The 24,005-nt window shown below is 68.5% G+C and carries 24 protein-coding genes; 10 read left to right on the top strand and 14 right to left on the bottom strand.

Going from position 1 to position 24,005, the window contains the following annotated elements; all coding sequences use genetic code 11:
- Positions 1–111: 111 nt before the first annotated feature.
- Positions 112–1,281 carry a DUF4253 domain-containing protein gene (locus tag ACZ60M_RS22715; RefSeq protein WP_465421090.1) on the bottom strand — a complete coding sequence of 390 codons (1,170 nt, stop codon included), beginning with the start codon at positions 1,279–1,281 and terminating at the stop codon, positions 112–114.
- A gap of 273 nt (positions 1,282–1,554) precedes the next feature.
- On the opposite strand from ACZ60M_RS22715, the gene ACZ60M_RS22710 reads away from it, so the two are divergent.
- Positions 1,555–1,839 carry a helix-turn-helix domain-containing protein gene (locus tag ACZ60M_RS22710; RefSeq protein WP_465421088.1) on the top strand — a complete coding sequence of 95 codons (285 nt, stop codon included), beginning with the start codon at positions 1,555–1,557 and terminating at the stop codon, positions 1,837–1,839.
- A 153-nt stretch (positions 1,840–1,992) separates the two neighbouring features.
- Here ACZ60M_RS22710 and ACZ60M_RS22705 read toward each other — a convergent pair whose 3' ends face one another.
- From ACZ60M_RS22705 to ACZ60M_RS22695, 3 genes are all read right to left on the bottom strand, one after another.
- Positions 1,993–2,754, bottom strand: a complete 762-nt coding sequence (locus ACZ60M_RS22705; RefSeq protein ID WP_465421086.1) for an SGNH/GDSL hydrolase family protein — start codon at positions 2,752–2,754, stop codon at positions 1,993–1,995.
- A 393-nt stretch (positions 2,755–3,147) separates the two neighbouring features.
- The gene (locus tag ACZ60M_RS22700) at positions 3,148–5,073 is read right to left on the bottom strand and encodes a beta-galactosidase (protein WP_465421084.1); all 1,926 of its coding nucleotides are present in this window, start codon (positions 5,071–5,073) and stop codon (positions 3,148–3,150) included.
- 191 nt (positions 5,074–5,264) lie between these two features.
- Positions 5,265–6,092: a diacylglycerol kinase family protein gene (locus ACZ60M_RS22695; protein WP_465421082.1), complete on the bottom strand. Its 828-nt coding sequence runs from the start codon at positions 6,090–6,092 to the stop codon at positions 5,265–5,267.
- Between the two features lie 127 nt (positions 6,093–6,219).
- On the opposite strand from ACZ60M_RS22695, the gene ACZ60M_RS22690 reads away from it, so the two are divergent.
- Positions 6,220–7,506 carry an adenylosuccinate synthase gene (locus ACZ60M_RS22690; RefSeq protein WP_465421081.1) on the top strand — a complete coding sequence of 429 codons (1,287 nt, stop codon included), beginning with the start codon at positions 6,220–6,222 and terminating at the stop codon, positions 7,504–7,506.
- A gap of 52 nt (positions 7,507–7,558) precedes the next feature.
- On the opposite strand, the gene ACZ60M_RS22685 is transcribed toward ACZ60M_RS22690, so the two are convergent.
- The 3 genes from ACZ60M_RS22685 to ACZ60M_RS22675 form a co-directional block, all read right to left on the bottom strand.
- Complete coding sequence (locus tag ACZ60M_RS22685) at positions 7,559–8,122, bottom strand: EF-hand domain-containing protein (protein ID WP_465421079.1); 564 nt, start codon at positions 8,120–8,122, stop codon at positions 7,559–7,561.
- Between the two features lie 53 nt (positions 8,123–8,175).
- A complete protein-coding gene (locus ACZ60M_RS22680) occupies positions 8,176–8,670 on the bottom strand; it encodes a nucleotidyltransferase domain-containing protein (RefSeq protein WP_465421077.1) in 495 nt (164 codons plus the stop codon).
- 77 nt (positions 8,671–8,747) lie between these two features.
- Positions 8,748–9,149, bottom strand: a complete 402-nt coding sequence (locus ACZ60M_RS22675; protein WP_465421075.1) for a hypothetical protein — start codon at positions 9,147–9,149, stop codon at positions 8,748–8,750.
- 194 nt (positions 9,150–9,343) lie between these two features.
- On the opposite strand from ACZ60M_RS22675, the gene fxsT reads away from it, so the two are divergent.
- A complete protein-coding gene (gene fxsT / locus ACZ60M_RS22670) occupies positions 9,344–12,019 on the top strand; it encodes an FxSxx-COOH system tetratricopeptide repeat protein (protein WP_465421073.1) in 2,676 nt (891 codons plus the stop codon).
- Here fxsT and ACZ60M_RS22665 read toward each other — a convergent pair.
- Positions 11,989–12,264 carry a DUF397 domain-containing protein gene (locus ACZ60M_RS22665; RefSeq protein WP_465421072.1) on the bottom strand — a complete coding sequence of 92 codons (276 nt, stop codon included), beginning with the start codon at positions 12,262–12,264 and terminating at the stop codon, positions 11,989–11,991. The genes fxsT and ACZ60M_RS22665 overlap by 31 nt on opposite strands.
- The gene (locus ACZ60M_RS22660; RefSeq protein WP_465421070.1) at positions 12,242–13,078 is read right to left on the bottom strand and encodes a helix-turn-helix domain-containing protein; all 837 of its coding nucleotides are present in this window, start codon (positions 13,076–13,078) and stop codon (positions 12,242–12,244) included. Before ACZ60M_RS22660 ends, ACZ60M_RS22665 begins: the two co-directional genes overlap by 23 nt.
- A 214-nt stretch (positions 13,079–13,292) precedes the next feature.
- On the opposite strand from ACZ60M_RS22660, the gene ACZ60M_RS22655 reads away from it, so the two are divergent.
- A complete protein-coding gene (locus tag ACZ60M_RS22655) occupies positions 13,293–13,613 on the top strand; it encodes a hypothetical protein (protein WP_465421068.1) in 321 nt (106 codons plus the stop codon).
- Between the two features lie 29 nt (positions 13,614–13,642).
- The gene (locus ACZ60M_RS22650; RefSeq protein WP_465421066.1) at positions 13,643–13,852 is read left to right on the top strand and encodes a hypothetical protein; all 210 of its coding nucleotides are present in this window, start codon (positions 13,643–13,645) and stop codon (positions 13,850–13,852) included.
- Positions 13,853–13,916: 64 nt separating this feature from the next.
- Here ACZ60M_RS22650 and ACZ60M_RS22645 read toward each other — a convergent pair whose 3' ends face one another.
- Both ACZ60M_RS22645 and ACZ60M_RS22640 read right to left on the bottom strand, forming a co-directional pair.
- Positions 13,917–14,744 (bottom strand): hypothetical protein, encoded by an 828-nt coding sequence (locus ACZ60M_RS22645; RefSeq protein ID WP_465421064.1) that lies wholly within the window; start codon positions 14,742–14,744, stop codon positions 13,917–13,919.
- Positions 14,745–14,755: 11 nt separating this feature from the next.
- Positions 14,756–15,211 (bottom strand): hypothetical protein, encoded by a 456-nt coding sequence (locus ACZ60M_RS22640; protein WP_465421062.1) that lies wholly within the window; start codon positions 15,209–15,211, stop codon positions 14,756–14,758.
- Between the two features lie 308 nt (positions 15,212–15,519).
- On the opposite strand from ACZ60M_RS22640, the gene ACZ60M_RS22635 reads away from it, so the two are divergent.
- On the top strand, positions 15,520–16,134 hold the full coding sequence (locus ACZ60M_RS22635; RefSeq protein ID WP_465421060.1) for a hypothetical protein: 615 nt from the start codon (positions 15,520–15,522) through the stop codon (positions 16,132–16,134).
- Positions 16,135–16,142: 8 nt separating this feature from the next.
- Here the strand turns inward: ACZ60M_RS22635 and ACZ60M_RS22630 are convergent, their stop codons facing one another.
- The 3 genes from ACZ60M_RS22630 to ACZ60M_RS22620 form a co-directional block, all read right to left on the bottom strand.
- Positions 16,143–16,628 carry a GNAT family N-acetyltransferase gene (locus ACZ60M_RS22630; protein WP_465421058.1) on the bottom strand — a complete coding sequence of 162 codons (486 nt, stop codon included), beginning with the start codon at positions 16,626–16,628 and terminating at the stop codon, positions 16,143–16,145.
- Between the two features lie 20 nt (positions 16,629–16,648).
- Positions 16,649–17,227, bottom strand: coding sequence for a dihydrofolate reductase family protein (locus ACZ60M_RS22625; protein WP_465421056.1), 579 nt, complete (start codon positions 17,225–17,227; stop codon positions 16,649–16,651).
- 63 nt (positions 17,228–17,290) lie between these two features.
- Positions 17,291–18,013, bottom strand: coding sequence for a sulfotransferase domain-containing protein (locus ACZ60M_RS22620; protein ID WP_465421054.1), 723 nt, complete (start codon positions 18,011–18,013; stop codon positions 17,291–17,293).
- A 46-nt stretch (positions 18,014–18,059) separates the two neighbouring features.
- Between ACZ60M_RS22620 and ACZ60M_RS22615 the strand changes: the two genes are divergently transcribed.
- From ACZ60M_RS22615 to ACZ60M_RS22600, 4 genes are all read left to right on the top strand, one after another.
- Entirely contained in the window at positions 18,060–20,318 is a 2,259-nt protein-coding gene (locus ACZ60M_RS22615) for a tetratricopeptide repeat protein (protein ID WP_465421052.1), read from the top strand.
- A 112-nt stretch (positions 20,319–20,430) separates the two neighbouring features.
- Positions 20,431–21,807: an ABC transporter substrate-binding protein gene (locus tag ACZ60M_RS22610; protein WP_465421050.1), complete on the top strand. Its 1,377-nt coding sequence runs from the start codon at positions 20,431–20,433 to the stop codon at positions 21,805–21,807.
- Positions 21,804–23,159: a carbohydrate ABC transporter permease gene (locus tag ACZ60M_RS22605; RefSeq protein ID WP_465421048.1), complete on the top strand. Its 1,356-nt coding sequence runs from the start codon at positions 21,804–21,806 to the stop codon at positions 23,157–23,159. Before ACZ60M_RS22610 ends, ACZ60M_RS22605 begins: the two co-directional genes overlap by 4 nt.
- Positions 23,156–24,004 carry a carbohydrate ABC transporter permease gene (locus ACZ60M_RS22600; RefSeq protein WP_465421047.1) on the top strand — a complete coding sequence of 283 codons (849 nt, stop codon included), beginning with the start codon at positions 23,156–23,158 and terminating at the stop codon, positions 24,002–24,004. The genes ACZ60M_RS22605 and ACZ60M_RS22600 overlap by 4 nt, the downstream gene beginning before the upstream one ends.
- Position 24,005 lies beyond the last annotated feature (1 nt).

Raw genomic sequence — 24,005 nt, 5'->3', positions numbered from 1 at the left:
GCTCCCCCTCCATCGTGCAGACCCCCCGGCAGAGAAAAGGGCCTGGTTCCTTTTCCCCCCCCCCCCCCCCCCCCCCCCCCCCCCCCCCCCCCCCGCAATGCTCAACCGCTGTTACGTCCAGCGGAAGTACCAGGCCTTCGACCTGATCATGTGCTCCGCCAAGTCCTCCAGAGTCGGCACTCCGGAATCGAGCAGATCAGGGCAGTAGGCGTAGACCTCGTTCGCAACCGCAAGGGCCTCTTCGGCATTGGGCGGGTGCGGCACGTACAGCTCGATCACGTCATACGTCATGGCGACCAGCTCGGCCTCGAAGCGGCGGTGCCAGCCGTGCAGGACGGCGGCGTGCTCGGCACCGTACAGCTCCCAGTTCGTGGAGCCCTTCCACGGGAACATGGCAGGGATCTTCCAGCCCGCGTCGGTGCGGACCAGCCCGAGCAGGCCGTGCTGCTCGTGCGGGGTCGCGAAGTCGGAGTCGCCGCGGCGCGGCAGGATCGGGACGCCGCGCGCGGGCTCCCCGGCCTCGGCGGCCTTGTCGTGCAGCAGCTCCGCCGCATTGATCTCGTCGGCGCGGGTGAGCTCGTCGTCGCCCTCGTGGATGATCGCCTCGCCGTTGTCGCGCCACTCCTCGGCCGAGCCGAGGAGGACGGGCATCCAGCCGGTCTGGTCGGCGGCCTGGCGGATGTCGAGCCACCAGCGCAGGGCCTCGGAGGACCGGACGGCGAAGGCCCACATGGCGGTGTCGCCGCGGCGCACGAGCTGGTGCATCTTCGGCACGGCGAGCCCGGCGGCGCGCAGTTCGGCGCGGGGCGACCCGGCGATGTCGAGGGACTGGTCGTCCTCGATGCGCGGCATCATCTCGTCGCGGCCGGTCGTCGGCGGGCGCGGCGGGACGGGCTTGTCCAATGTGAGCAGTTCGCGGCGGGGCCGCTCGGGCACGAAGATCGCCGCCTCTGGTTCCGGTGCCGCAGCGCCCGCGGGCACCGCGTCTAGTGCGAAGTCCGGTTCGGGGTCGTGCTCCGACTCGTCGAGATCCGGCACGGCCGTGAGGACCGGGCCCGCGGGCTCGGGCTCCGACTCGTACTCGGGTTCGAGCGCGGGCACGAGACGCAGGCCGGTGACTGGCGCCTGGGTAGCGATGCTGTCGTCCTCCTCCGCAGGGTCCGGCGAGGGGGCCGGGCTGCTCTCGGGGGCGGCATCGTCAAGGGCGCCAGAGGAAGCGACCGGTTCGGGCGCAGCCTCGGGCTCGGAGGCAGGTTCAGGTTGGGCGGCGGGATCTGGCACTGAATCAGGTGTGTCCCGGCGCCCCAACAGACGCTGGAGGAGTCCCACAGTTCTCCATGATGCCCTGTCGCGCCGACAGATGAAACCCCGCCCCGGCGTTTCGTTTCCGAGTTATGCTTTCAATGGTATATACCGTTGAATGCATGGAGGAAGGATTCTCGATCGAGCTCGAACCGGAGGTCCGCACCTGGCTGGGCGAAGGGCGCAGGTCGAGTGCGAGTCGCGGCATCCGCACGCGACCGCCGTTTACGATCGAGACAAGGAGGAGATGTGATGCGCAGATCGGAAGAACACACGGTTTGGCGCCGCAGCGGCTCGCACTCCGAGGAATACGAGGCCGCGCGGCGCGGATTCCTGCTCGGGAAGATGGTCTACGACCGGCGGCGCGAACTCGGCCTGAGCCAGGTCGAACTGGCGGCCAGAGCGGGCATGACACAGCCGCAGCTCTCGCGCCTCGAAGGCGGCGGCGTCACTCCGACGATCCCGCTGCTCGAACGCCTGGCAGCGGCCCTCGAAGTGGACCTCGTCATCGACTTCCAGCCGCACGCGGCGGCCTGATCCGGCGCCCGCGCCCGGTGCGGAGGTTACTTGCCGCGGCCCTTTTTGAAGAGGATGCCGAAGAAGAAGGCGCAGGTCAGGATGATGACCATGACGGCCAGGAGTTTGAACAGCAGGGCCATCAGCGTTCCTCGGTTCGGATCGGGCGGGGCATCATTTCACCTTGGTCAGTTCGGGGCGCTTGGGGTCGACCGTGTCGCCGCTGGACTTGCCGGTGAGGCGGCGCTTGACCCAGGGGGCGAGGTGCTTGCCCGCCCACTGGACGCCGTTCATCTCGCGGCGCGGCCGGGGCAGGTGCGGCAGGGGCTCGGCCCAGGCCGGGTCGGGGTCGACGCCGAGGGCCTCGCACACGTCCTGGGCGACGCGCTGGTGCCCGTACGTGTTGAGGTGGAGCCGGTCCTCGGACCACAGGCGCGGGTCCTCGAAGGCCTTGTCGGCCCAGAGGTCCACGAGGATCGCGTTGTGGCGCTTGGCGACGCGCTTGTAGGCGTCGTTGGTGGCGACGAAGCGCTTGCGCAGGACCGCGATGCCGGGGATGTGCGGGGTGATGTCGGCGCAGGTGAAGAGCACGACCTCGGCGCCGGAGGCCTTGAGGAGGCGGACGACCTCGTGGGCGCGGGTGGAGAGCTGCACCGGGTTGAAGCCGGGGCGGAGCGCGTCGTTGCCGCCCGCGGCGAACGAGACGAGGTCGGGGCTCTGCTTGATCGCGGGGACGACCTGCTCGTCGACGATGCGGTCGAAGAGGCGCCCGCGGATCGCGAGGTTGGCGTAGGCCAGGGCGGGCCACTGCTCGGCGGCGCGGAGGGCGAACAGGTCGGCCCAGCCGCGGTAGCCGTCGCCGCCCGGATCGGGGTCGCCGACCCCTTCGGTGAAACTGTCGCCGATGGCTACGAAACTCGAGTACTCCGCCGCCATTGCACCCCACCTCCGTCTGAGCCGTTCCGCTGCACGTCGCCCAGCCGCGGTGACGGCGCGGGCGCTGACCAGCATGCCTCACCCAGATAACGATCGGATTGCGATCAGGTGGCGAGGACGGCCACAGCCGTCTACAGCGACGGCGGATCGGCGGCGGCCGGACGGCGAAAGCCGTTCGGCCGCTTGGAGTCTCGAGAAACATGAACGGAGGGTCCGGGCAAATCGGACACCCTGGGACCCCCCGATTCCACACTACGGGTCGGGTCCGACACGGCCCGCCGGGCGGAACCGTTCGAAGCGGCGGGAGGCCGTCGGCACCGAGACTGGCCGATGACCTCCCGCCGCCGCTGTTCGCCCTGGCCAGCAGGGCGGGCTTGCGTTGGGCGGTGTCGGTTACGCGTGCTCGCGGTGCACGACGACCTCGCCCGCCGGGACGTCGATCAACGCACCGGCCGACTTGACCTGAGCGTCAGCATCGGTGTGGTTGATGCAGAACAGCCAGCTGCGGCCGTCCTCGTGCGCGCGCCGCACGACCTCGACACCGACAGGGGCCTCGGCCACCGGCTCGACGCCCGCGTCCTGGGCCGCCGCGGCGACGATGCGGTCGAGCGTCGCGTCGTCGGGGAATGTCGTCAGGTAGTGCGCGGTGCCCTCGCCGAAGCGGTTGACCAGCCACGCCGGGGTCCCGTCCGCGTACGTGTCGCGAACTTCAGCGCCAGCCGACTCGGCGTCCTCGCTCCAGATCGTGCCGTGCCCGCCCGAGGCGAGCTCGACGCGCCCGCCGATCAGCGGGTAGAACTCCTCGCTGCGCACGCCCACCACGTCGCGGAACGCGCCCGGGTAGCCGCCGAGGTAGACCGTGTCGGTCTCGTCGGCGATCCCCGAGTACGGGGTCACGAGCACGGTGCCGCCGCCGTTCACGAACTGCCGCAGGTTCTCCGCGCCCTTGCGCGAGAGCAGGTAGACCGCGGGCACGACCACGAACCTGTACTTCGACAGGTCGCCTTCGGGCTCGGCCACGTCGGCGGTGATGCCCGCCCGCCACAGCGCCGCGTAGTAGACGTTGAAGACCGCCTGCGGGTCGAGCTCGGTGGTCGGGCGCGCCTCGTGTTCCTGCGCCCACCGGTTCGGGAAGTCCCACAGGATCGCCGTCTCCGCGCTCACAGTCGAGCCCTCGACCTCGGCGAGCTCGCCCAGGCGCGCGCCCAGTTCGCAGACCTCGCGCCAGATCTTGGAGTCGGTGCCCGCGTGCGGGACCATCCCCGAGTGCCACTTCTCGGCGCCCTGCTTCGAAGCGCGCCACTGGAAGAACATGATCGCGTCCGCGCCGCGCGCGAAGTGCGAGAGCGAGTTGCGGAGCATCTCTCGCGGGGCCTTCGCCCGGTTGCGGCCCTGCCAGTTGACGGCAGAAGTCGAGTGCTCCATCAGGATCCACGGCTTGCCCGCACCCAGCGAGCGCGCGTAGTCGGCGGCGAAACCGAGGTTGACGTGCGCGTCCGCGTCCTCACCGGCCAGGTAGTGGTCGGTCGAGACGATGTCGACGGCCTCGCTGAACTCCCACAGGTCGATGTCGGCGTGCGAGCCGGTCATGAAGTTCGTGGTCATCGGCTTGTCGGAGTACTTGCGGATGACCTGCGCCTCGGCCTTGTAGTTCTGCACGAGCTGCCAGGACGAGAACCGCTTCCAGTCGAGCACCTGGCCCGGGTTCGGGATCGTCGGGGTCGGCAGCGGCGCGTACACCTGGTCCCAGGACGAGTACGCCTGCGACCAGAACGCGGTGCCCCAGGCGGCGTTCAGGCCGTCGAGGTCGCCGTAGCGCTCGCGCAGCCACGTGCGGAACTTCGCGGTCGCGGCCTTGGTGTACGAGCGGGCGTTGTGGCAGCCGTACTCGTTGTGGAGGTGCCAGAGGCCGACGGCGGGGTGGTCGGCGTACCGCTCGGCGATCTTCTCGGCGATCGCGAGGGCCTTGGCGAGGTAGACGTCCGAGGACGGGTCGAAGCCCTGGCGGGAGCCGTGCGTGAGCTGGCGGCCCTCGGCGTCGACCATGACCGCTTCTGGATAGTTGGCGGCGAACCACGGCGGCGGGGACGCGGTGGGGGTGGCCAGGCAGGCTTCGATGCCGTTGGCGGCGAGGAGGTCGAGCACCTCGTCGAACCAGGCGAACTCGTAGCGGCCTTCTTCGGGCTCGAAGAGGGCCCAGGAGAAGATGCCGACGCTGACGCGGTTGACGCCGGCCTCGCGCATGAGGCGCATGTCCTCGGCCCAGGTCTCGCGGGGCCACTGCTCGGGGTTGTAGTCACCGCCATAGACGATCGCCATGCGGGGTGCTCCTTCGCTGGGGAGGTATTGGGTGCGCACTCCAGGTTACGGGAACCCGGAGCAGGCTTCAACCCCATTGACCAGCTTTTTCATCCCGTTTTACAAAGTATGGCGGACGGGTGGCGAACGTCTCGAAACGTTTCAACCGCGAGCGCCTGAGCAGCCGAAACCGCCCTTTCGGCTGTGCGGGGCTAGACCGTGTACCAGCCCGCCGCGCCCGGTTCGACCCACCAGGTGCGCTTGCGGCCGAGCTCGCCGACGAGCCCGTCCTGGATGAACGTCACCGAGTCCTCCGGGTGCACCGCGACGGCCCGCCCCCGCGCACGCCGCACCTCGATACGCAGCTTCTTCCGCAAGCGCCCCACGGTGACCGGCACCGCGACCGCGACGTCGACCTTCCCGTCGGCCGGGTCGGGCTCGGCCAGCACCATGTCGTCGGCCGCCGCGTACCCGTCGGCGTTCGCGACCACGCACGCCAGGATCTGCTCGGAGCCGTCGGCCAGCACCACGTCGTCGAGGTTCACGACCCCGCGCCACGGCCGGTCCCCGCCGCCGAGCCGCACGCCGTCGACCGCGACGCCGCCGCCGTCGTGGCGCAGCAGATCAGTGCGTTTCACCACTCCCTCGGCAACGGCCGCAGCGACCTCCGCGGGCTTCTCGGGCAGGCCGAGCCGCGCCACGATCCCCGGCGCCGTCCCCAAAGGCAGGATCGCGATCGCGGGCAGATCGGGAATGGTCCGGCCCTCCGGCAGGCCCTCGGGCCGCTTGCTCGGGGCCGGGACGGCCTGGCGCACGAGCCGCGCCACGACGGCGTTGACCTGCTCGTCCGTGTCCGCGGCGAGCACGATCCGCTCGTCGGGATCGGCCAGGGCGGCGTCGACGTCCTCGGGTTTGTCGGCCTCGGCGGTGCGCACGGCGACGCCCCGCGCCTTCAGCTCGTCCACCAGGTGCAGCGCCTGTGTGCGCGGCCCGGGGTTGGCGCAGTTCGCTTCCACGAGTGTCAACACGACAACGTTCACAGCAGCCCACACTACGGTGTGATGAGGGTCCAACTCATAGCGCTCGGGCCTGGTGAGACACGAGGTCACCGCATGCCAGTAGGCTTACCAAGTAATCGGGTGATCAACTTCCCGGGAGGATGGGCAGATGCCAGCGATCGCGGTCGTCGGAACGCAGTGGGGCGACGAAGGCAAGGGCAAGGTCACCGACCTGCTCGGCGCCGAGATGGACTACGTCGTGCGCTACCAGGGCGGCAACAACGCCGGGCACACCGTCGTGACCCCTGACGGTACGAAGTACGCCATCCACCTGGTGCCCGTGGGCATCCTGACGCCGGGCGTCGTCCCGGTCATCGGCAACGGCGTCGTCGTCGACCCGAAGTTCCTCATCTCCGAGCTGGACGAGCTCACGGCCGGCGGCGTCGACGTCTCCAACCTGAAGCTCTCCTCGGACGCGCACCTCATCATGCCGCACCACCGGGCCCTCGACCGCGTCGTCGAGCGGTACCTCGGCGGCGCCCGCATCGGCACCACCGGCCGCGGCATCGGCCCGGCCTACGCCGACAAGGTCGCGCGCCAGGGCATCCGCGTGCAGGACCTCCTCGACCCGAAGATCCTCTCCATCAAGCTGGAGCAGATCCTCCGCGAGAAGAACCAGATCCTCGTGAAGGTCTACAACCGCAAGGCGATCGACCCGCAGGCCGTGGTCGAGGAGTACCTCGGGTACGCCGAGCGGCTCAAGCCGTACATCGCGGACACGCGCCTGCTGCTCAACCAGGCCCTCGAAGCGGGCAAGAACGTGCTCCTCGAAGGCGCCCAGGCGACCATGCTCGACGTGGACCACGGCACCTACCCGTTCGTGACCTCCTCGAACCCGACCACCGGCGGCGCGTGCGTCGGCACCGGTATCGCGCCGAACAAGATCACCACCTCGATCGGCATCATCAAGGCGTACACCACCCGCGTCGGCTCGGGCCCGTTCCCGACCGAGCTGTTCGACGAGTTCGGCGAGTTCCTGCTCAAGAAGGGCGGCGAGTACGGCGTCACCACGGGCCGCCGCCGCCGCTGCGGCTGGTTCGACGCGGTCCTCGGCCGGTACGCGGTGCGCGTCAACGGCATCACGGACCTGTTCGTGACCAAGCTCGACGTGCTCTCCGAACTGAAGCAGGTCCCCATCTGCGTCGCCTACGAAGTGGACGGCGAGCGCGTCGAGGAGATGCCGATGACGCAGACCGACGTGCACCACGCGAAGCCGATCTACGAGTACCACGAGGGCTGGTTCGAGGACATCTCCCACTGCCGCAAGTTCGACGAGCTGCCGCAGAACGCCCAGACCTACATCGAGCGGCTCGAAGAGCTGTGCGGCGCCCAGGTGAGCGTCGTCGGCGTCGGCCCGGGCCGCGAAGAGAACATCATCCGCCACCCGATGATCTAGCGCGACAAGCGAAAAGGGGCGCCGACCTGTGGTCGGCGCCCCTTCGCTGTGCCTAGGGCTCGTAGACGGGCCGGCCCATGAACCAGTTGCCGGGCGCGTCCGGGTCGGTGCTCGACCAGTACTCGACGACCGCGGTGGTGAACTCGTCGGCGGTGAGCGCCCCGTCGCCGTCGAGGTCGAGGTGCGCGAAGGCCTTCTCGGTCTGGTCGCGGTCGAGGTCGGGCATGTGGCCGCGCTGGAACGCGGCGAACTCGGTCAGGCTGACGGTGCCGCTGCCGTCGGTGTCGGCGATCGACAGGAACGCCCGCGCGACCGCGCCCACGGTGGCCTCCGCGGCCTCGGGGTCCTCGCCGAGGGTCCGGGTGGAGGCGACGAAGGCCGCCTTGTCGATGTAGCCCTGGCCTTCGGGCAGGTGCGGGAGGTGGAGGTCGGTCCAGATCGCGATGTACGCGTCGATGATGCGGGCCTCCTCGGGGGAGCCGGTCGCGTAGCCGAGGTTCGCGGCGGTGCGCTGCCCGAGGACGACGTGGTCGTGCTCGTCGAGCCTCCCGTCGCCGTTCGCGTCCAGGTAGTCGAAGCCGTGGGCGATCTTCGCGGTGAGGATGTCGTCGGTCATGGCTGCTCCAAACTCGTTGGTGTCAACTGGGAGCAGGATCGCAGAGCGGGCCCTCAGAAATGCGTTGCGACACCGAAGCGCTCCCGCAGCCTTCGCATGTCGTCGCGGTCCCGTTCGGTCGGCTCGTACCCCTGGTGGAAGTCCACCTGTTTCGCGACGGACAGGCACGGCACGGTCTCGCCCCCGATCGTTCCGGTCGTGAAGGCGCTGGCGGGGTAGGGGAACGGCTTGCCCTCCTCCAGGGACGACTGCTCGGCGGAGCCGTCCGCCGCGAACCGCAACGGGTGCAGGTCGATGTCGCGCCCTTCGGGACCGGTCATGACGAACCGGACGGGCCGCCAGTCGAGGGTCTCGGCGAACCCGAGGCCGCCGAGGACCGCTATCACCGTCGGCTCCTGCTCGGCGCGGTGCATCAGGTCGAGGTCGCGGTGCAGCCGGGTCTGCTCGCCGAGGAGGGCGTCAATGCCCCAGCCGCCGCCGATCCACACGTCGGCGCCCGCGTCGCGGATCGCAGAGAGCAAGGCGAGCACGGTGTCGGAGTCCATCATCGTCGGCCACGATACCGGGACAGGCAACGCCGCCGCCCCACGAGACGGTGTCTCGCGGGGCGGCGCAGGCGGTTCGGTCAGGCGGCGAGGGCTTCCTCGATCTTGCGGGCCATCTCGGCCATGACCGGGCTGGGCTCGCCCTTGTGGGCGCGGTTCGCGGCCTCGATGACAATGCGGATCGTGGACCGGAAGTTCTCGGCCTCGGCCGCGTCGGCGGCTTCGAGGACCCGCACCGCTTCGGTGATCGCGGGGAACACCTGGTCGGCGAGCTCGGCCGTGGACTTGCCCTTCAGCTTGACGCCCTTGGCATCGGCGACGACGTGGCCGACAGTGCCGGTCGCGGCGACCAGGGCCAGGCCCGCTTCGGTGCCGATCTTGTGGGCCGAACCGGCAAGTCCGGCGGCCGAGAGCAGGGAGACGGCGCCGTAGGCGGCGGTGCGGATGGTGGTCTCGTCCTGGGCGGTGAGGGTGACGGTCATTTCGGTGCTCCTTCAAGCGTTTCGGTGAGGTGTTCCTCGTTGATGAAGCAACTATCGCGGCCCCGCCTTACACGCCCCTGACACCGCCCTGACACGCCCGCTGACACCCGGCCAAGGCCGGGTACGGGCTCGGGCTGAGCACCGCCCAGGGGGCCGGACCGGGATACAGTGCTTGCAGCCGAGCGGGAGGCGCGATGCCCGAGAACACTGCCCCAGATGCTGGATTCACCGTCAACAACCCCCAGGTGCACAACCTGATCCAGGGCCAGCAGATCGATCTCCACATGCACCAGCCGGGCCCGGCCCGCGCGCACTCCTTCGCGGACGGCCCGCTGCTCCTCGGCCGCATCCCCGCACTCGCGGCCTCACGCCAGGAACGGCCCGCCGACAAGGACATGGCCGCACGGCTCGCCGATCCGAAGGATGCCGCCAAATGCCAGGTGCTCTCAGGCATGGGCGGCGTCGGCAAGACCCAGATCGCCGCCGCCTACGCACGCAAGCTCTGGGACGCGGGCGAACTGGACCTGCTGGTCTGGGTGAACGCAGCCAGCCGCGAGGCCATCACAGCCGCCTTCACCGAAGCCGGTGTCGCCGTCTGTGGCGCCGACAGCAACCAGGCCGCCGCGGCCTTCCTCACCTGGCTCGACCGCCCGAACTCGCCGCGCTGGCTCGTCATCCTCGACGACGTGGCCGACCCCGACCACCTCACGAGTCTCTGGCCACCTGAAGCGGCCCAGGGACAGACGATCGTGACCACCCGCAGCCGAAACGCGGCTTTGGAAGGCGCACAGCGGGTCCGGACCGACATCGGGATCTTCAGTCCCGGCGAGGGGGCGGCGTTCCTCAAACGCCGCTTGGGAGACGACGCCCGACTGCTCGAAGGCGTCGAAGAACTGTCGCAAGAACTGGGGCACCTGCCGCTCGCCCTCGCACAGGCCGCGGCGTTCATCCTCGACCGGCCTGGCCTCAGCTGCGCCGGATACCGGCAAGCACTGCAGGACAAGACCATCGGACTCTCCCGGCTCACCCCGGGAGCCCTCCCCGACGACTACCCCCGATCGGCGGCCGCGGCCCTGCACCTGTCGCTCGACGCCGCGGACCAGAACGAGCCGAAAGGACTCGCCGCCGGAATCCTCGACCTGGCTAGTCTCTTGGACCCGTCGGGCATCCCGGTCGAGCTGTTCACCAGCGCACCGGCACTCGACCTCCTGCGCAAAGGTGTGGACGCGGAAGCGCAGGTCGGTGAGTGGCAGGTCCAGGACGCCCTGGCGCGACTCCATCAGCTCAGCGTCGTGGACTACGACGGCGAAACGGTCCGCGTCCATGCACTGGTACAACTCGCAGTCCGCGAGCGGCTGAGCCCGGAGACCGTCCTGTCCTCCGCCGAAGCCGCAGCACGCGCCCTCATGGCGATCTGGCCCCTTGAATACAACCTGGAGAGGAGCGCGGTGTTCCGGGCGAACACCGCGCAGCTTCGGGAGACCGGCGCTTCGGCACTGTACAGCGAAAAGGCCTACCATCTGCTCGTCCGGGCGGGGACCAGCCTCTTCGAAACGGGCCAGGACGATGCGGCCATTGCCTTTGCCGAACAGCTGGTGACCGATTTCGCCCGAATCCTCAGCGCCGACCACGAGCTCACACTCAGGATGCAATGCCGACTCGCTTGGACGTACAGCCAAGCCGGGCAGTTCACCAAAGCGATTACCCATGCGGAACAAGTCCTACCGCATCTCGTTCGTGCCCTGGGCCCTGAGGACGACATCGTATTCACGCTCCGGAAGGACCTCGCCGAGGCGCAGGCCGGACATGGCGATGTCGCGGCCGCAATGGCGGCGTTGGAGACGCTCCTCAGCGACCAGGCGCGAGTGCTCAGCCCTGACCATCCCGACACGCTCAGGACCCGGCGCAGCCTTGCCTACTGGCGGGAGATAGCAGGAGACGGCGAGGGAGCGTTGGCCGCGTACGAATCACTCCTCGCCGACCAGACTCGAGTCCTGGGACCAGATCATCCCGAAACGCTCGCCACTCGAATCGGGCTCGGACACTGCCACCGCAGGACAGGAGACCTCAACGGCACGATCACCATGTTCGAATCCTTGTTGACCGATCAGATTCGAGTATTCGGCCCGGGCTCTCCGCATTCACTCGCCACTCGCGAAGTCCTTACGATCTGGCACGCTGGCGCGGGAAGGGTGAGCGAAGCCGTAAGGGCGGCCGAGGTCCTGCTAGAAGACAAGATTCGAGCATTCGGCCCCGAGCACCCGCAGACGCTCCTCACGCGCAAAAACATTGCACATCTCCTGGAACAGAACGGTGAAACAGCCAAGGCCCTGACCGCGAAACAGAAACTGCTGGAACACCAACTGCGGATTCTCGGTGCGGATCACCCTGAAGTCCTCGCCACCCGCGCCGATCTCGCCGACAGCTACGGCCGGGCTGGGGACGCGGACCGGGCCACCGTCGAGTTGGAGCAGTTGCTCACAGATCAGCAACGAGTACTCGGATCCGACCACCCAGACCTGTTTAGCACCCGGCGCGACCTCATCAAATGGCAGTCGATCACTCACACTCGACGCCGCCTCCTCCGACGGCGGTCGAAGATCAGCGCCGTCGAGATGCGGATCCGCGACACGGAACCGCTCCTTGTCGAGATGACACGGGTTCTCGGCCCGGACCATCGGGAGACCCTGACAACGCGGCTCATCCTCGCATCGCTCCAAGGCGATAGCGGTGACGCGGTCGGCGCGGCCGTTGCCTTCACTTCGCTACTTCCCGATCTGGTGCGCGTTCTCGGCACCGATCACGTCGCTGCCCGCAGAGCTCGGGAAGAGCTCGCCTTCTACCAGGAGAAGGCCGAGAAGAACCAATGAGGTACGACAGCGGCCCCCGGCGATGTCGCTGGGGGCCGGTTTGCCTTGTCGGACTGTAAGCGGGCGGCGGTGGCGCGGAGGAGGCTCGCGAACTCCGGGGCTGCGAGGTCGAAGACCGGGGAGTCGTGGCCGAGCTTCGAGTCGCGGACCTGGAACTGGCCTTCGAAGGTCCGGGCCTCGACGCAGTTCTGGTCCGCGCCGCTGTTGCTGCTGCGGCTGGACTTACGCCAGGAAGTTGCTTCCATCGATGAACTCCTTGTACGGGACGGCGATCGGCGGTTGCCTGGTTTCTGCGAAGGCCCCTTCGTAGCGCGAGACGATCTTCGCAGCGTCTTCGTAGTGGCTCCCGTGGAGAGATTCTAGATAGACCGTGGTCGGGAACACCTGCCGGTCGAAGTACATGATCACGAACGAGTTGGTGATGCTCGGGTAGTACCCGGCCTTACTCGGGATGACACCGATCGTGATGTTGTCTCGCTCATCGTAGGCGAGCAAGCGCCGCAACTGCCGCTGCATAATCTCCGGGCTGCCGATCTCCCGGCGGAGCGCCGCCTCGGTGGTGAGGTAGACGATCTCAGCCGGGTCTTCGCGGTCGTGGACCGATGCCTGGCGTTCGAGTCGGAGCCCCCGATCCGGCCCGCCCGCCTCCTCAGGAGGCCGAACCGTGAGTCGTTCCACATAGTCCTCGTCTTGGAACAAGCCGCTCACCAGCTCCTGCTCGAAAATGTGGATCCTGGTGGCCACGCTCTCCATCTCAACGAAGTGAACGAAGTCCTGCGCCACGTCGTGGTCGTGGTACCAGCCGTGTTTGTCCGCCGCCTCGCACAGCTCGATCAAGTGCCTCGTCTCGTCGCTCGTGAGGCCGTAGACCGCGCTGGTCGCGTAGATGTCGGGGAGCTTCACCGAGTCGTTCGTGCCCGCCTCCAGCTTTCGCAGCTTCGAGTCGGAAATGCCTGTGCGCCTTGCCGCTTCGGCGACTCCCATGTTGTTCGCGCGGAGTCGGTACTCCTTGAGTCGACGGCCCAAGATGACCCGGGAGATATACGGAGAGTGAGTCATGCGTTTCATCCTGACATGTCCCCCACACAGGTGGGTAGTCCAACAGGGTCGCTCAGTCTGAGCGAATTGGAATGACTTCGACGCGGGTGCTTCACGCTGCGGATTCGCGTCCGTACCTTGGAATCGGGGGCTTGGCACCTCCCGCACAGGAAAGGGCTCCCTGCCCGCTTGCACCGCGCAGGGAGCCCGTACCAACGGAAGATGGGAACTTCTGATGGCACCCACCAGAGTACGAGGCGTCCCGGAGCGGATGGACTTCGTCGGTGACTGGGTCACCGGCGAGGGCGAGAAGATCGAGCTGTGGACGGACAACCAGATCGGCGACGGGCTGCTGATCCAGTCCGCGCCCGAGTGGGAGCGGCTGGCGACGCTCTACTACGCGGGCGGGGTCACGCGCGCCACGGTGTGGCACGGCGAGGCCACCGAGCGGACGGAGACATGGCGCGAGGGCCAGAAGGCCCGGGTGGCCGCCGCGATCGCGGTGGAGTTCTCGAGCGGTCCGGGGAGCTTCTACGAGTCGACTTGCGGCCCATGAGCGTCGTGGGGACATTCGCCTTCCAGGGGATGAGCATCGAAGTGCAGCGGTCGCCGGGACCGCTGGACGGAACCGACGTGTACTGGCTGTGCCGGATCGCGCCGGACCCGAAGGCCACGGTCGCGATCTGGCGCAACAGGAAACTGGCGGTGAGCTGGGAGGCCGGGTTCAAGGAGGCGAGCGTCGAGTACGCGCTGCTTGCCTCAGCCTTCGACGGCTTCCTCGCCTCACGTCGCTGAGAGCCGCCAGATGAGCCGTTCGCAAGGAGCGGGCCTCAGTTGAGGCCCGCTCCATAGAAGGTCGTTACTCGCTGAACAGCCGCTCAAGGTCGTCGGAAACGGCCGCCTGCTGCAGCCAGTGCTCCAGCTGAGCCTGGTCCTTGCATGCGAGGATCTTGCGCTGTACCCGCTCCGGAACTTCGATGCCGCGCGCGGCAAGGACGACGAGGATCGACTTCGCCTCACCTTCTGCACGAAGTTCCTGGGCGTACGAGTGCTTGTAGAAGCGGTCGTCGTCGAGCATGATGGCCCTCCATATTTCGTAGGCGGCACCCTGCAACCCGGTCAGCAGGATCTCAGAATACCGCCTGGCCTGGTCGTCGGGAATTTCTGCGAGTTCGTCCGCGAGCAGTTTCAGGTCGTCCTCCGTCACCGAATCGGCGAAGGCGGACAGGAGACTGGTGCCGAGGTCGGCACCGGGCCCAAGATCTTCGAGGCAGATGACGATCGGCCGGACCACCGATTTGCCGCATCCGCCGTCGATCGGTCTCCTGGCCCATTCGGCGGTCTTCGACGAGGCGGTGAGCACGACAAGCACCGTCGGGCACTGGTGTTCAACCCGAGTCGCGAACAGGAAATGCGGCCAGTCGAACCGCTTCTTGTCGACCTCCCGGTGCTGCATCTCGATGACCGCCGCGAGTTGGGGCTCCCCGTTCTGGCGGAAGACCCGTACCGCGTCGGCGCGGAGTTCGACAGGTACACGGAGGTTCGCCGATTCGGCGCTGTCGGTGATGGTGTCGTGGTCAGGCACTTGGTGCCCGGTCTCCTCCTCGATGAGTTTGGCGAGCAGACCGGGCACCTGCGCGGTCAGCTCGATGACGAGTTCATGCCGATTGCCTGGGGGCATGGGCACTCCATTCCTCTTCACGGCCGCGTAGTCGCGGCCGCAGCTTCGGTGCGGTGGGGTAAGCGAGCGGTTGCGAAGGCGCACGGGATGCCGGTGATCCGGCGGAGAACGCGCAGCAGGGCGGCTTTGAAGCGACCTTGGCGGCGTGGCGCGGTATGGGCCCCGGCGAGTTCTGCCGAGCCGTCGAGGAAGCGGGTCCAGGCGTCTTCGCGGAGCTTGCCGAAGGTAACGGCCGGTTCGGGGTAGGACCGGGGGCGTCGGGACTCGGGGAGCGGGTCGGGGAGTTCGCCTCGGCGGTGGCGGCCGGTGCGGCGGTCGGGCTGGAACTCGGGGTCGGCCCGCCACAGCCACGGCCCGGGGTCGACCGGGTCGTAGGGCTTGCCGCCGATCAGGTACGTGTCACCTTTGCGGTGACGATTCAATTCGCCGCGCTCGCCGTCCAGGGCCCAGGGGCGGTTTTGGGGTACGCTCAAGCTGACCATAGGAGGGTTTCCCTTCTTGGTTTTCCTTCAGCGGGCCGCCGACGATCTTTGCCGGATATACGGTGGCCCGCGCTAACGTTCTTCGTCTGTGAGTTCGGGTTTCGCGCACTGCGCGTGCAACAAGCGTTACATGAGACTCATGCGAACGGCATCCCCGACACGCCGCGAAATCCGTTTCGTTGCAAAAGCGTCTAGTTAACGGTCACTTTCCGGGACCCCTCCCGGACTTCCCTTGGTACAACCGGGTTCACGAAGTGCTTGCCCCGAGCAATCGCCCCTAGTCCAATAAGGAGCAACCCGTGAACCGTTCCTCCCTACCCGCACTTCCCCGCATGCCCGGCTCGGCCATCATGGCGGTCATTCTCCTTGGGCTGCAATCACTTGTCGGACTGGGCGCCGGTGTCGCGCTCGGGTCGTACATCCCGCAGGAGCTGGCCGTGCTGCTGTTCTTGGGCGGCATCCTCAACGCGGCGCTCGCGATCGGCGTTGCGATGCGCAAGAACTGGGCGCGCGTAACCGGGATGGTCTTGTCCGGCATAGCGATCGGCGCTTCCGTCCTCGGCTTGCTCATCGCGGCGGCCGAGGGCGCGCCGATCGGCAATCCCGGGGCGATCGGTATTTCGATCGCACTGTTCTTCCTGCTCTCGCACAAGAACACCCGTGCTTGGTGCGGCGACGGCGAATCGGCCCGCTTCGGGCCGGTCGCCCCCGAGCCGTTCGCCTACCGGGACCGAGTCGAACTGCTCAACGACCTCGAGGAGGTCGGGGTTCGGGCCGGCACTGTCGGTTCGGTCCTCGGCCTTCCCTCTGAGCCGGGAACCCTCCTTGTCGAATTCGCCGATCATCCGGACCGGGAACCCATCGAGGTCGTGCTGCACGTCAGCGAGATCAAGCGGGCCGCCACGACCGAATAGGCCCCCGGTCAGGCCCGGTCGCCGAGCGGCTTGGCCATGAACCGTTCGGCGCTCGGGTCAAGGTCGTCCTGCAGGGTGATGTCGGTGAACCCGTTGCGCTGGTAGAGGTTCACGGCGGTCGTGTTGTGCCCGTAGACGGCGAGACGGAGCTGCGCGGCACCAGACGCGCGGGCCCGGTCCGCCACGCCCTCGATCAGGGAGTCGCCGACACCGAGGCCTCTCGCGTTGGGGCTCACCCACATCGCGATCAGCTCGCGCACGGCCGGATCTCCGGTAGGGATGCCGCTGGCCATCCCGGCCGGGCGGCCGTCGACGTCGGCGACGAGGTTATGCGAACCCGGCATTGCAAGGCGAGAGCGCCAGCGCTCCTCGCCCGCGTCCTGCCAGTCCGCCAGCCGCGATCCGAACGCGGCAGGAGTGTCCGCGAGCGCGGCGAGCCGCAGGTCCCTCCACAGTCGCCAGTCGTCGGGGGTGAGTGCGCGCAGTCCGATCACACCCGCAGTCTGCCGGGTGCTCAGCGGTGGAGGGTGGGGCGGTAGGTGAGTTCCTGGGTGCGGCCGTCGAAGGTGCGGGTTTCGAGCAGGTCGAGGTCGAAGTCGTCCGCGCCCGCGAATACCGGGAAGGCGCCGGTTCGACCGCTGATCACGGGGAAGACCGTGACCTGGACGCGGTCGACGAGGCCTGCGGCCATGAGCGCGCGGTTGAGCGACAGGCTGCCGTGGGAGCGAATCGGCAGGTCGGACTCCGCTTTGAGGCGGGTGACGACCTCGACGGCGTCGCCCGCCGCGACCGCGGCGTCCGGCCAGTCGAGGGGATCGGTGAGGGTCGAGGAGACCACGGTCGTCGGGAGGCTGCGCATGCGGGCGTTGACCGGGTCGAGCTCGGCTTCGGGGATCGGGCCGAGGAACTTGGTGAACATGCGGAAGGTGTTGGCGCCCAGCACCATCCGCTGGTCATCGCGCAGTACGTCGCGGCGGTTGGCGAGAAATTCGGGCCCCTGCTTGCCCCAGTAGCCGCCCCAGTCGCCGTCGGGGCCGAAGGAGCCAAAGCCGTCAAGGGTGGTGAAGACGTCCCAGGTGTAGACAGCGGTCATGGTGCCCTCCGAGTGTGCGGCCGTTCGCTTGTTGTCAGTGCAGACGAGGCGCGGCGGCCGGATTCATCGCGGGGCGTCGCATTCGCCGTATCCGGTGAGGCGCATGGCGGCGGCATTGTCGGGTTGGGCCCAGAACAGGTCATGGAGGTCCGCCGGTAGGTCGGCCTTGTGGGTGCCGGTGGTGCCGGAGCGGAAGAAGCCGGGTTCACGGGCGTGGAGCGCGTCGAAGGCGGGGATGGCGGCGTCCGCTGCGGGCCGCATGCCGGGGGCGACCCTTCCGACGGCGTCCTTGACGGTCGCCTCGGGGTCGGCGATGAGGTCTTCGAAGCGGACCCAGACCGGGTCCGGTCTGGTCGAAGCGTGCCAGGAGAGAACGTTCTGCCCCCAGCCGCCCGTGCCGCCGGTGCGGCGGGTGATGATCGCGCGGGCCTCTTCCAGGAACCGGTCCTCGTAGCCGGGTTCGCCCGCGTGCTGCGCGGTCCAAAGGCGGGCCCAGGAGACGACGCAGTCACGGCCGTCCCGCACGAGGCAGATGGCCTTGTCATCATCGGCGATCACCGGGTCGTCCCGCCGCCGATGGGTCTTGACGAAATGGACCTCGTCGGAGGCCCGCATCTCCTCGAACGACCCGGGACGCTCCCGGGCGTCCATGAGGCCGCTGCCGATCTGCTCAGCCACGCCGTCGACGTCGTAGACCACATAGGTCGGGACATCGTAGAGGCGGTTGAGCGCGATGCGGAAGAAGGTGTTGCCGGAGCGGGGGAACGAGGCGAGCCAGACGATCACCGCGCCAGCGTACGGCCCGCCGCCGACAGCCTCAGAGCATGCGGGCGTGCCGCTCGACGTGCCGGTTTTCGGTATCCTGCAGAGATCTACACGCGCAGTGGAGGCACCTTTGCCCGAGGACGACCCCGCCGAGCTTCGAGCCAGCGCCGCAAACGAATCCGGCTTCTCCAACGCGAATCTGAAGGCGCACACGCTGGTGCAGTCCGGCCGGATCGGCGAACTCCATGTGCACCAGCGCAACCCGGTCCGCGCGCACTCGTTCCCCGAGGACGGCCCGCTCCGCATCGGCCGCATCCCGACCCTGACCGCCGCCCGGCAGGAACGCGACGCCGACCGGCTGCTCGACAACGCGCTCGCCGACCACAACTCGGCTGTGCTGTGCCAGGTCATCGCAGGCATGGGCGGTGTCGGCAAGACCCAGATCGCCGCCGCGTATGCCCGGAGGCGCTGGGATGCTGGTGAACTCGACCTCCTTGTCTGGGTGAACGCGTCCGACGAGGACTCGATCACCTCGACCTTCGCCGACGCGGGTGCGGAGGTGTGCGGGGCCGACCGCGACGACGTTGACCGAGCCGCCAGGACGTTCCTGAACTGGCTCGACCGCCCGGGAGGACCGCGCTGGCTCGTCGTCCTCGACGACGTGACCGACCTGCGGCACCTCGACGAATTCTCGCCGCCCGAGACTGCTCGCGGGCGGACAGTCGTAACCACCCGTCTTCGCTACGCCGCCTGGGAAACCGCGCATCGGACGCTGGTCGGCGTCGACACCTTCACTCCCGATGAGGCGCATACTTACTTCGGTCAGCGACTCGGAGCGCACTCAACCCGGATGGCGGGTGCGGCCGAACTCGCGGAAGAGCTCGGGTTCCTGCCGCTCGCGATGGCGCAGGCGGCTGCGTACATCAGAGACGAACCGGGCCTGACTTGTGTGAGGTATCGGGACATGTTGAACGACACCGCTGTCGGACTCGCCGAGCTGCGCCCTGACGTGATCCCGGACGGCTACCGCCGGTCGGTCGCCGCGGCCCTGCAACTGTCGATCGAAGCCACTGAACGAATCCGGCCTTCGGGCCTGACCGCTCCGTTGCTTCACATGATGAGTTTGCTCGATCCAGAGGGGATACCGGCCGATCTATTCGATGCCGACATGGTTCGAGGGGCACTGACGATGTGCCTGTCTGAGAATGAGTCGGCGACCGCACTGGTGTCACCCACGACGGTCAGACGCGCGTTGGCGCGATTGCACAATCTGAGCATTATTGACTCGGACTCCATCACGATTCGAATCCACGCGCTGGTACAACGCGTGATTAGAGATCGACTCTCGGAGGCCGAACAGGACTACGCCACCTACGCCTGCACTACGGCGCTAGTCGAAATCTGGCCACGAGTAGAGAACGACCCCGTTCGAAGTACAAGATTGCGAGCCAATGCCTCTCGATTGCTCAAAAACACGGATCAAGCGCTGTTCAAGAACAAAGCCCACGCGCTCCTATTCCAAATAGGCCATTCGCTTGGAGAATCAGGTCGCGTCGCTGAAGCCATCGAGCACTTCCAAACACTCAGGGCACTATGCGAGTCAGCACTCGGTTCCAATCACTCCGATACTCTCACCTCCCGCAGCCACCTCGCGTTCTGGCGCGGCGTAGCCGGAGATCCAGCCGGAGCCGTCACCGAGTTCGAAGCACTCCTCACCGACCGACTCCGCGTCCTCGGCTCCGACCACCCCCACACCCTCAACACCCGCAATAACCTCGCGCGCTGGCGCGGTGAAGCCGGAGATCCAGCCGGAGCCGTCACCGAGTTCGAAGCACTCCTCACCGACTCTCTTCGTGTACTCGGCCCCCGCCACCGCAGCACCTTGGCTACGCGCGCCCACCTCGCAATTTGGAACGGCCGTGTTGGGGATGCGGCCGGAGCGTCCGTCGCGTTGGAGTCCGTCCTATCCGACCATCTTCGCGTGCTCGGCCCCGACCACCCCAACACCCTCACCACCCGCCACAACATCGCCTACTGGCGTGGCGAGGCCGGGGATGCGGCCGGAGCCCTTACCGCGCTCGAAGCCGTCCTATCCGACCATCTTCGCGTGCTCGGCCCCGACCACCCCAACACCCTCACCACCCGCCACAACATCGCTTGCTTGCGCAGTGAAACCGGAGATGCGGCCGGAGCCCTTACCGCGCTCGAAGCCGTCTTCACCGATCGGCTGCGGGTGCTCGGCCCCGACCACCCCGACACCCTCGAATCACGAAGCACACTCACCGACTGGCGTGAACGAGCAACAAATGCCGACCCCACCCTCTGAGGGTTTCCCGGGCTGCGATTTCTTGGGCACGCAGGGGTACCGCGCGACCACGCATCGCCGCTATAGTGCGGATTGGACGCTGTTCGCGCCGATTCGCCCCTTAGGAGCGGCTATGAGGACAATGACGACCTGCGTAGCGGCCGCGATGCTGCTGCTCGCCGTATCCGCCTGCAGCCCAGAGGAGTCCGAGGAGGGCGACGGCTCGATCGTCTTCTGGACGCCGTACACGACGCCCGAGCGGATCGCGGCACAGCAGCCCGTGATCGACGCGTTCACCGAGGCCACGGGTATCGAGGTCGAGATGGTGCCGCTGGAGCCCGACCAGGCCGGGCAGACGCTCGTCACGGCGGCCGCCTCCGGGAAAGTGCCGGACGTGATCGCCCACAACCCGTCGAGCACGGCCGCTTGGGCCGCGCAGGGGCTACTCGATGACGAAGCGCCGCAAGCGGTCGTGGAGGCACTGGGTACGGACACGTTCAGCGCCGCCGCGCTGGAGATGGTCACCATCGACGGCCGCCTGCACGCCGTCCCTTCGGACGGGTGGGGGCACACGATCGCGTACCGGACCGACCTGTTCGAGGCGGCCGGGCTGGAGCCGCCCTCGTCGGTCGCGGATATCACGGCGGCCGCCGAGGCGCTGGACGCGGACGGGTTGGCGGGCATCGCGATCGGGACCACCCCGGGGGACGTGTACACGCAGGAGGGCATCGAGTCGATGCTGCTGCCGTTCGGGTGCCAGCTCGCGACCGACGGCGCGGTGAGCATCGACTCGCCCGAGTGCGTCGAAGGCCTGGCCCACTACCAGCGGCTCGCCGCGGCGGCCGGACCGGCGCAAGTGGACGTCGAGGCGGCGCGGGCGGCGTACCTGTCGGGGTCGGCCGCGATGGTGCTGTTCTCGTCCCACATCGTCGACGAGGTCGCCGGGCTCGACGTGGACAACCCCGTGACCTGTGCCGAGTGCGCGGAGAACCCTATGTTCCTCGCCGAGAACACGGCGTACCTGACGACGTTCACCGGGACCGGGACCGAGGCGCCCGTGGAGTACGGGCAGACGACGAACTACGGCATCCCGGCGGGCGCGAACACGGCCGACGCGAAGGCGTTCGTGGAGTTCATGCTCACCGATGGGTACGTGGAGAACCTCGCTTCGGCGACCGAGGGCCGGATTCCGGTGCGGCCCGGGCCCGAGGCCGGGTCCACTGAGTACCTGGACGCGTGGTCGAAGCTGCCGTTCGGGAACGACCGGACGCAGGAGGTCTCGATCGAGCAGGTCTACGGCCCGGCGCTGGTCGAGCGGCTCGCGGCCGGTGCTGAGGAGTTCACGCGCTGGGGCTGGGGGACGCCGGACGCGGAGCTCGCAGGGATCGTGTTCTCGCAGACGCTGCTGGCGACCGAGGCCGAGGCGCTGTTCGACGGCGCCCCGCCCGCCGAGGTCGCGGCGGCGATGGCCGCGAGTGTCGAAGCGGCGCAACAGGACCTGGGCGGATGAGCGGCGACGGCGAGCCGAACCTGGACGGGCCGCGCCGCGCGGGCCGGGCGCCCCGCCGCGACGAGCCGCACAGCGACGACCGGCCGCGCCCGGACGGGCCGCGCCGCGCGGGCCAGGCGCCCTGGCACGACGAGCCGCACCACCGCGCCGCCCACGAGCCTCGCCGCGCCGAGCCGCACAGCGCCGCCCGCGAGTCTCATCGCGCCGAACCGCTCAGCGCCTCCCGCGAGTCTCATCGCGCCGAAGCGCACAGCGCCGCCCGCGCCCCGGTTTCGAACACCGGCCGCGAACCGATGTCGGACCCCCGTGAGACCGTTGAAACCGGGGGCCCTTCCCCGGGGCGCCGAAGGACCGTCGGCGTGCCCGCCGGAACCCGCCGCCGCCCGTCTCGCCACCAGCCGCCGCGCAGGCCGCTGCCCGGCGGCACCCGCCGTCCGATGACGATGGCGCGGCGCGAGGACCTGCACGGGCGGCTCCTCGTGGGGCCCACCGTGATCGTCGTCCTGCTGTTCGCGGTGCTGCCGTTCCTGGCGGTCGCGCTGTTCGCGTTCCTCGACGTGCGGCTCGTCGACATCCCGCGCCTGTACATCGACAACCTGGTCTTCACCGGCGAGAACATCGCGACGGTCTGGAACTCGCCGCGCTTCTGGTCGGCCGCGACCACCACCGTCGTGTACGCGGCGGCCTCCTCTTCCGGGGCCGTGCTCGTCGGCCTCGCCGTCGCGCTCGCGCTGCGGCGGCCGTTCCGGGGGCGCGGGCTGATCCGGGCGCTCGTGCTCGTGCCGTACGTCCTGCCGGTGGTCGCCGCCGCCACGATCTGGAAGACCCTGCTCAACCCCGGGTACGGCCTGGTCAACGCGGTCGGCGTCGAGTGGCTCGGCTGGGCCGAGCCGGTCGCGTTCCTCACCACGACCAGCCGCGACCTCGGGCCGTTCGCGGTGCCGGTGGCGCTGCTGTGCGTCATCGCGTTCGAGGTGTGGAAGACCTTCCCGCTCGCGTTCCTGTTCATCACGGCGCGGCTGCAGGTGGTGCCCGAGGACATCGAGGAGGCCGCGCAGATCGACGGCGCGGGGAAGACGCGGGTCTTCCGGCACCTGCTGCTGCCCGAGCTCGCGGGGGTGATGGCGCTGCTCGCGGTGCTGCGGTTCCTGTGGTCGTTCCAGAACTTCAACGACATCTACCTCCTCACCGGCGGCGCGGGCGGCACCGAGGTACTCGCCGTACGCGTCTACTCGGAGCTGGTGGTACGCGCCAACATCGGCACGGCGAGCGCGACGGGCCTGCTCATGACGGGGATGCTCCTGGTCGTGGTCGCCGTCTACGCGTGGATGATCAAGCGGGAGAAGGCATGAGGAGACCGACCACTGAGGACCGTGTTCTCGGCGTCCTCCGCTTCGCGGTCATCGCCGCGGCCGTCCTCGTCACCGCCGGGCCGCTGCTCTACGGCATCCTGCTCTCCTTGCGGCCCTTCCAGTCCGTGGTCTCCGAACCGCTCGACCTGATCCCCTCCCTCGACGAGGTCACCTTCGACGCCTACCCGACCGCGATGGCCGAGTACGGCCTCGGCGGCAACATGTGGAACTCCCTGCAGGTCGCGCTCGCCACCGCCGCGCTCGCGATCCTGTTCAGCGTCCTCGGCGCGTACGCGGCCGTCCGCCTGCGGTTCTTCGGCCGCGACGCGGTCAACGTCGTCTTCCTCGGCGTCTACCTCCTCCCCGGGATCGTGCTCGCCGTGCCGCTGTTCGTGCTGCTCAGCCGGGTCGGGCTCACCGGTTCGCTCGTCGGCCTCGTGTTCGTGTACGTCGCGCAGACCGTCCCGGTGGCCCTGTACATGCTCCGCACGTACCTCGTCGCCGTACCGTCCTCAGTGGAGGAAGCGGCGATGATCGACGGGTGCGGTCGCCTCGCGCTCATCCGCCGCGTCGTCCTCCCCCTCGCCCTCCCCGGCGTCGCCGCGACCGCCCTCTACGTGTTCATGATCGCCTGGAACGAGTACCTGTTCGCGCTGCTCTTCCTCGTCGCCGACCGCGACCGGTGGACCGTGTCGCTCGGCATCGCGCAGCTCACCGAGTTCTCGGTGCCCACCACGGTGCTCATGGCCGGGTCGATCGCGATCACCGCGCCGGTGGTCGCCGGGTTCTTCCTGGCGCAGCGGCTGCTCGTCACGGGACTCACATCGGGAGCGGAGAAAGGCTGAG

It is taken from the genome of Glycomyces sp. NPDC050141 (assembly GCF_055586545.1).
Note: the sequence above shows the minus strand (reverse complement) of the source record. Positions and strands in the feature narration are given on the sequence as shown.

Bases quoted from the DNA above. Each gene is read 5' to 3' on its own strand.
- ACZ60M_RS22710 (WP_465421088.1), top strand. From the start codon at position 1,555: ATGCGCAGATCGGAAGAACACACGGTTTGGCGCCGCAGCGGCTCGCAC.
- ACZ60M_RS22705 (WP_465421086.1), bottom strand. From the start codon at position 2,754: ATGGCGGCGGAGTACTCGAGTTTCGTAGCCATCGGCGACAGTTTCACC.
- ACZ60M_RS22700 (WP_465421084.1), bottom strand. From the start codon at position 5,073: ATGGCGATCGTCTATGGCGGTGACTACAACCCCGAGCAGTGGCCCCGC.
- ACZ60M_RS22690 (WP_465421081.1), top strand. From the start codon at position 6,220: ATGCCAGCGATCGCGGTCGTCGGAACGCAGTGGGGCGACGAAGGCAAG.
- ACZ60M_RS22685 (WP_465421079.1), bottom strand. From the start codon at position 8,122: ATGACCGACGACATCCTCACCGCGAAGATCGCCCACGGCTTCGACTAC.
- ACZ60M_RS22680 (WP_465421077.1), bottom strand. From the start codon at position 8,670: ATGATGGACTCCGACACCGTGCTCGCCTTGCTCTCTGCGATCCGCGAC.
- ACZ60M_RS22675 (WP_465421075.1), bottom strand. From the start codon at position 9,149: ATGACCGTCACCCTCACCGCCCAGGACGAGACCACCATCCGCACCGCC.
- fxsT (WP_465421073.1), top strand. From the start codon at position 9,344: ATGCCCGAGAACACTGCCCCAGATGCTGGATTCACCGTCAACAACCCC.
- ACZ60M_RS22665 (WP_465421072.1), bottom strand. From the start codon at position 12,264: ATGGAAGCAACTTCCTGGCGTAAGTCCAGCCGCAGCAGCAACAGCGGC.
- ACZ60M_RS22660 (WP_465421070.1), bottom strand. From the start codon at position 13,078: ATGACTCACTCTCCGTATATCTCCCGGGTCATCTTGGGCCGTCGACTC.
- ACZ60M_RS22655 (WP_465421068.1), top strand. From the start codon at position 13,293: ATGGCACCCACCAGAGTACGAGGCGTCCCGGAGCGGATGGACTTCGTC.
- ACZ60M_RS22650 (WP_465421066.1), top strand. From the start codon at position 13,643: ATGAGCATCGAAGTGCAGCGGTCGCCGGGACCGCTGGACGGAACCGAC.
- ACZ60M_RS22625 (WP_465421056.1), bottom strand. From the start codon at position 17,227: ATGACCGCTGTCTACACCTGGGACGTCTTCACCACCCTTGACGGCTTT.
- ACZ60M_RS22610 (WP_465421050.1), top strand. From the start codon at position 20,431: ATGAGGACAATGACGACCTGCGTAGCGGCCGCGATGCTGCTGCTCGCC.
- ACZ60M_RS22605 (WP_465421048.1), top strand. From the start codon at position 21,804: ATGAGCGGCGACGGCGAGCCGAACCTGGACGGGCCGCGCCGCGCGGGC.
- ACZ60M_RS22600 (WP_465421047.1), top strand. From the start codon at position 23,156: ATGAGGAGACCGACCACTGAGGACCGTGTTCTCGGCGTCCTCCGCTTC.